The 5779-nt window shown below is 69.2% G+C and carries 5 protein-coding genes; 1 reads left to right on the forward strand and 4 read right to left on the reverse strand.

Annotated elements, in window-relative coordinates:
• Positions 1–2520, forward strand: a 2520-nt coding sequence (gene alaS / locus Q0C81_RS15060) for an alanine--tRNA ligase (protein WP_291839690.1), incomplete at its 5' end; no start/stop codon positions are given.
• 2 nt (positions 2521–2522) lie between these two features.
• Here alaS and Q0C81_RS15065 read toward each other — a convergent pair.
• The 4 genes from Q0C81_RS15065 to Q0C81_RS15080 form a co-directional block, all read right to left on the reverse strand.
• Positions 2523–3230, reverse strand: a complete 708-nt coding sequence (locus Q0C81_RS15065) for a hypothetical protein (RefSeq protein ID WP_291839693.1) — start codon at positions 3228–3230, stop codon at positions 2523–2525.
• A 35-nt stretch (positions 3231–3265) separates the two neighbouring features.
• Complete coding sequence (locus Q0C81_RS15070; protein WP_291839696.1) at positions 3266–3817, reverse strand: DUF2939 domain-containing protein; 552 nt, start codon at positions 3815–3817, stop codon at positions 3266–3268.
• A gap of 77 nt (positions 3818–3894) precedes the next feature.
• Entirely contained in the window at positions 3895–4509 is a 615-nt protein-coding gene (locus Q0C81_RS15075; RefSeq protein ID WP_291839699.1) for a DUF2939 domain-containing protein, read from the reverse strand.
• 206 nt (positions 4510–4715) lie between these two features.
• Positions 4716–5779 (reverse strand): NADP-dependent isocitrate dehydrogenase (locus Q0C81_RS15080; protein ID WP_291839700.1); only part of this gene is annotated, 1064 nt, incomplete at its 5' end.

The raw sequence follows: 5779 nt of genomic DNA on the forward strand, positions 1-5779 counted from the left end.
CCGTTCAAGGACTACTTCACGGGCGCCGCGACCCCGCCCTGGCCGCGCGCCACCAGCTCGCAGAAATGCGTCCGCGCGGGCGGCAAGCACAACGACCTGGACAACGTCGGCTACACCGCGCGCCACCACACCTTCTTCGAGATGCTCGGCAATTTCTCATTCGGCGACTACTTCAAGGAACATGCGATCGACCGCGCCTGGCAGTTGGTCACCAAGGACTTCGGCCTGGATCCCAAGCGCCTGCTGGTCACCGTCTACATCGACGACGACGAGGCCTTCGACATCTGGAAGAAGGTCACCGGCTTCAGCGACGACAAGATCATCCGCATCGCCGGCTCGGACAATTTCTGGGCCATGGGCGATAACGGTCCCTGCGGTCCGTGCACCGAGATCTTCTGGGACTACGGCGACCACGTCCCCGGCGGCCCTCCCGGTTCGCCGGACGAGGACGGCGACCGCTATGTGGAGATCTGGAACAACGTCTTCATGCAGTTCGAGAAGGAGAACGACCAGATCGTTCGCCAGCTGCCCAAGCCCTCGGTCGACACCGGCATGGGCCTGGAGCGGATCTCCTCGGTGCTGCAGGGCGTCAACTCGGTGTTCGACACCGACCTGTTCAAGACCCTGATCGCCGCCTCGGAAGAGGCCACCTCGACCCGGTCCGAGGGTGAGCGGGCGTCCAGCCACCGGGTCAACGCCGACCACCTGCGCTCGTCGTCCTTCCTGATCGCCGACGGCGTGACGCCCTCGAACGAGGGCCGGGGCTATGTGCTGCGCCGCATCATGCGCCGCGCCATGCGCCACGCCCACCTGCTGGGCGCGAGCGACCCCCTGATGCACCGCCTGGTGCCGACGCTGGTCAGCGAAATGGGCGAAGCCTATCCCGAGCTGAAACGCGCCCAGCCCTTCATCGAGGACACGCTGAAGCAGGAAGAGGTCCGCTTCCGCACGACCCTGTCCAAGGGCATGGCCCTGTTCGACACGGCGGTGCAGGGCTTCCGGCCCGGCGACATGCTGGACGGCCAGACGGCCTTCACCCTGTCCGACACCTACGGCTTCCCGCTGGACCTGACCCAGGACGAGGCCCGCCGGCGCGGCTATTCGGTCAATGTCGACGGCTTCGAGGCCGCCATGGCCGAGCAGCGCCAGCGCTCGCGCGAGCACTGGAAGGGTTCGGGCCAGACCGCCAACGCCGGAGAATGGCTGACCATCCGCGACCGCCTGGGGCCGACCGTCTTCACCGGCTATGACGCCATCGAGGGTTCGGGCGAGGTCCTGGCCATCATGAGCGGCGGCGCGCCGGTCGAGTCGGCCGAGGCCGGCGACATCGTCGAGGTCCTGTTCGACACCACCCCCTTCTACGCCGAGAGCGGCGGCCAGGCGGGCGACCACGGCACGTTCGAGTGGCCGGGCGGCGAGGCCGAGGTCATCGACGTCAAGAAGCACGCGGGCGACCTGCACGTGCTGTCGGTCCAGGTCACGGCGGGCAAGCTGGAGATCGGAACCCGCGCGGCCCAGCTGGTCGACGCCGAGAAGCGCCGCACCACGCGCGCCAACCACTCGGCCGCCCACCTGCTGCACACGGCGCTGAAGAACATCCTCGGCCCGGCGGTGGCGCAGAAGGGCCAGCTGGTCGACGCCGAGCGCGCGCGCTTCGACTTCAGCCACAACGCCCCGCTGACCGAGGCCGAGCTGTCGGCCATCGAGACCGAGGTCAACGCCGTGATCCGCCAGAACGTCCCGACGGAGACGAAGCTGATGGCGCCCGAGGCGGCGATCGAGGCCGGGGCCATCGCCCTGTTCGGCGAGAAGTACGGCGACGAGGTCCGCGTCCTGACGCTCGGCCGGTCGCTGACCGGCGACAACGCCCCCTATTCGGTCGAGCTGTGCGGCGGCACCCACGTGGCCCGCACCGGCGACATCGCCCTGTTCAAGGTGGTGCAGGAAACCGGCATCGCCGCCGGCGTGCGCCGTATCGAGGCCCTGACCGGCGAGGCCGCGCGCCAGTACCTGCTGGCCCAGGCCGGCGTGGCCAAGGGTCTGGCCCAGAGCTTCAAGGTCCAGACGGGCGACGTGCCCGCGCGGGTCGAGGCCCTGACCGGCTCGGTCAAGGCGCTGGAGAAGCAGGTCGCCGAGCTGAAGAAGCAACTGGCCCTGGGCGGCGGCGGGGCTTCGGCCAACGCCGCGCCGGAGGAGATCAACGGCGTCAAGCTGATCGCCCGCGTGCTGGACGGCGTGGACGGCAAGGGCCTGCGCGGCGTGGCCGAAGACTTCCGCAAACAGGTCGGTTCGGGCGTCGTCGCCCTGATCGGCGTGACCGAGGGCAAGGCGGCGATCACCGTCGCCGTGACCTCGGATATCACCGGCACGGTCAACGCGGCGAATCTCGCCCGCGCGGCGGTGCTGGCGATGGGCGGCCAGGGCGCGGGCGGCAAGCCCGACTTCGCCCAGGGCGGCGCTCCCGAAGGCGGCAAGGCCGAGGACGGCCTGGCCGCGATCCGGGCCGCACTGCAGGCTTAAGGCTAGCTCTCGGGCGTGACGGTGCGCGTCACCCGGCCGGCCTCGTCCAGGAACTGGATCGAGGCCTGGCCGTCGGCCGCCACGTGCAGGCGCAGCCGCGTCCGTCCCTGGGCGTCGCGCAGCTCCATCTTCGAGGCCCGCTCCGCGTCCTTGCCGAAGTAGGCGCGCTGGTTTCCAAACGCGCCCTCGGCCCTCAGGCGCGCCAGCTCGGCCGTCCGGGCGTCCCCCGTCAGGCCCTGCAGCCGGGTTGTGGCGACCTCGATCGACTGGTCCGGCCGGTCCGAGATCGTCAGCCCGGCCGTGCGCTCGCCGCCCTCCTCGATCTGGTTCAGGGCGACGACCTGGTCCTGCTCGAACTGGTCGAAGCTCAGGTGGCCGTATCCCTCGACCGACCCGTCGGCCTTGCGCGCACCGCCGAAGATCAGCCCGCCGTTTTCGGTGCCCTCGTCATTGAAGAACAGCATGCCCGCGGTGGTGCGGTTCGGGTGCGGATGCTCCTGCCCGCGGATGATCAGTCCCGGGAAACGGGCGGTGTTGGAGATGGTCATCCGCAGGGTGCCGTCGTCCTCGCGGATGTTGATCCGCTTGACGTCGATCTCCTCGAAGGCGGTGCGCTCGGGCCCGCTGACGGCCTCGGTGACCACGAAGGCGCCCAGGATGGTGGTGGCGATGGCGGAATAGACGACCAGGAAGGACGGGCGGCGGGACATGGGAGGACTCCGAACGGGACGATCCTCCTTCCTACTCACGCCTCGTTCTGCAGGTCCACGGCGGCCAGCTTCCAACTGAACAAACCGCGGCGTTCCAGGATCAGGGCCAGGTGCTGGTCCGGATGGTCGCGGTCGGTCAGGGTCACGGCGAAATGGTTCAGGTCGCGGTAGCCCCAGGCCTGATGGATGTCCTTGTCGCTCTTCCTGTCCGCGGGGTCCGACGGTGCGCGACGGCTGGGATCCGGCGCCTCGGCCGTGGTGACCATCTGCGCCAGCACCTCGGGCGTGACGGCGGTGTCGATCGCGCCCGACAGGATCATCGGCGCCAGCATCATGCCCAGGCCGCCCAGGCCGCTTTCGACCACGCGCGGGTCACGGCCCATGCGCGCCACCAGCTCCTTGTTCAGCTCATCCTTCATACTGGCGCGCAGGGCCGGGAAATCGACCAGCCGCTCCAGCTTGCGGGCGTCTCCAGCCTTGGCCGCGCGGATCAGCGCCTGCCCGGCGACGATGGGCGCCGCGGCCCAGGCGGCGGCGAACAACGCCACCGCCGCCAGCGCGGCGCCGGTCAGCAGTCTCTTGGTCATGTCATCCCTCTGGCGTCGTAACGCCTTCCCACCTTCACGGTTGCCCGAGTCGAGGCGGCGCGCCAGTGGGACCGGTATCAGCCGCCGGTCTTGCCGCTCTTGCCGGCCGGGACTTCCTCCAGCAGCGGCGGGGTGGTCCGCAGCGAACGAACCGTCGGGACGGCCCCGTCAGGCAGGGCGATATGCACCAGCCGCCACTCGAACGGCCCCTTGCGCTCGAAGGTGAAGATCGTCTTGGAACCGCCCTCGTCCGTGACCGCCATGCGGGCGCGGTTGACGCCCCAGAAGACCGGCTCCGGGAACAGGTCCTGGCGCTCGCCCTCCGGCGCGGGCGCGGTGCGCTGGGCGGCGTAGCGGCCTTCACCCCGGGTCAGGGCGGCGACGGCGGCGGGGGTCAGATAGATGTCCGGCTGCGGACCCAGCGCGGGCGCGGCCTGCTCGAACTGGCGGCGGACGGCGCCGATGGGGTCTTCGAGGAAGGACGCCGCCGGGGCCTGGGCGGCCGGGTTGCCGTTCAGCTGGGGCCGCAGCGACTGACGCACGGCGGTGTAGTCGATCAGCCGCGACAGTGCCGCCGCGTCATTGGCGTCCGCCGCCGACCGGATGGCGAAGAAGGCCACCCCCGGCGCGGCGAAGAAGCTGATCGCCGCGATCACGATCGCCGCCAGGATGAGTCTGCCGATGAGTTTCACGTCCGCCCTCCGTTAACGCCGTTATCAATGCACGAACCCGCGGCCCGCTCAAACGAAAGGCCCGCCGGACGCGAATCCGGCGGGCCTTTGTTTCTGGGCCGCGGTCGTCGGCCCTGCGGGACCTCCCGACCCGACGCGGCCTGGCGCTTCGCGCATGGCTCGCGCTCAAGCCGCGAGGCTTCGCGAGCCGAGCGATAGCCCCCTTCTTAGGACGCCATGGCCTTGTCGAGGTTCTCGGCGACCTTGTCGAGGAAGCCTTCGGTCGACAGCCAGCCCTGCTGATCGCCGACCAGCAGCGCCAGGTCCTTGGTCATGAAGCCGGCCTCGACGGTATCGACGACGACGGTTTCCAGGGTCTCGGCGAACTTGGCCAGTTCGGCGTTGTCGTCCAGCTTGGCGCGGTGCTTGAAGCCGCGGGTCCAGGCGAAGATCGAGGCGATCGAGTTGGTCGAGGTGGCCTCGCCCTTCTGGTGCTGGCGGTAGTGGCGGGTCACGGTGCCGTGGGCGGCTTCCGTTTCCATCACGCGGCCGTCCGGGGTCATCAGGACCGAGGTCATCAGGCCCAGCGAGCCGAAGCCCTGCGCCACGACGTCCGACTGCACGTCGCCGTCGTAGTTCTTGCATGCCCAGACGAAGCCGCCCGACCACTTGATGGCCGCGGCCACCATGTCGTCGATCAGGCGGTGCTCATAGGTCAGGCCGGCGGCCTTGAACTTGTCGGCGTACTCGGCGTCGAACACCTCCTGGAAGATGTCCTTGAAGCGGCCGTCGTAGGCTTTCAGGATCGTGTTCTTGGTCGACAGATAGACCGGATAGTTGCGGTTCAGGCCGTAGCTGAACGAGGCGTGGGCGAAGTCGCGGATCGAGTCGTCCAGGTTGTACATGCCCATGGCCACGCCGGCGCCCGGCGACTTGAAGACCTCATGCTCGATCACCTGGCCGTCGTCGCCGACGAACTTGATGGTCAGGACGCCCGGTCCCGGCATCAGGAAGTCGGTGGCCTTGTACTGGTCGCCGAAGGCGTGACGGCCGACGACGATGGGCTGGGTCCAGCCCGGCACCAGGCGCGGCACGTTCGAGCAGATGATCGGCTCGCGGAAGACGACGCCGCCCAGGATGTTGCGGATGGTGCCGTTCGGCGACTTCCACATCTTCTTCAGGCCGAACTCCTCGACGCGCGCCTCGTCGGGGGTGATGGTGGCGCATTTCACGCCGACGCCGTGCTTCTGGATAGCGTGGGCGGCGTCGATGGTCACCTGGTCGTCGGTGG

The organism is Brevundimonas sp. (assembly GCF_023259385.1).
Lineage (GTDB): Bacteria > Pseudomonadota > Alphaproteobacteria > Caulobacterales > Caulobacteraceae > Brevundimonas.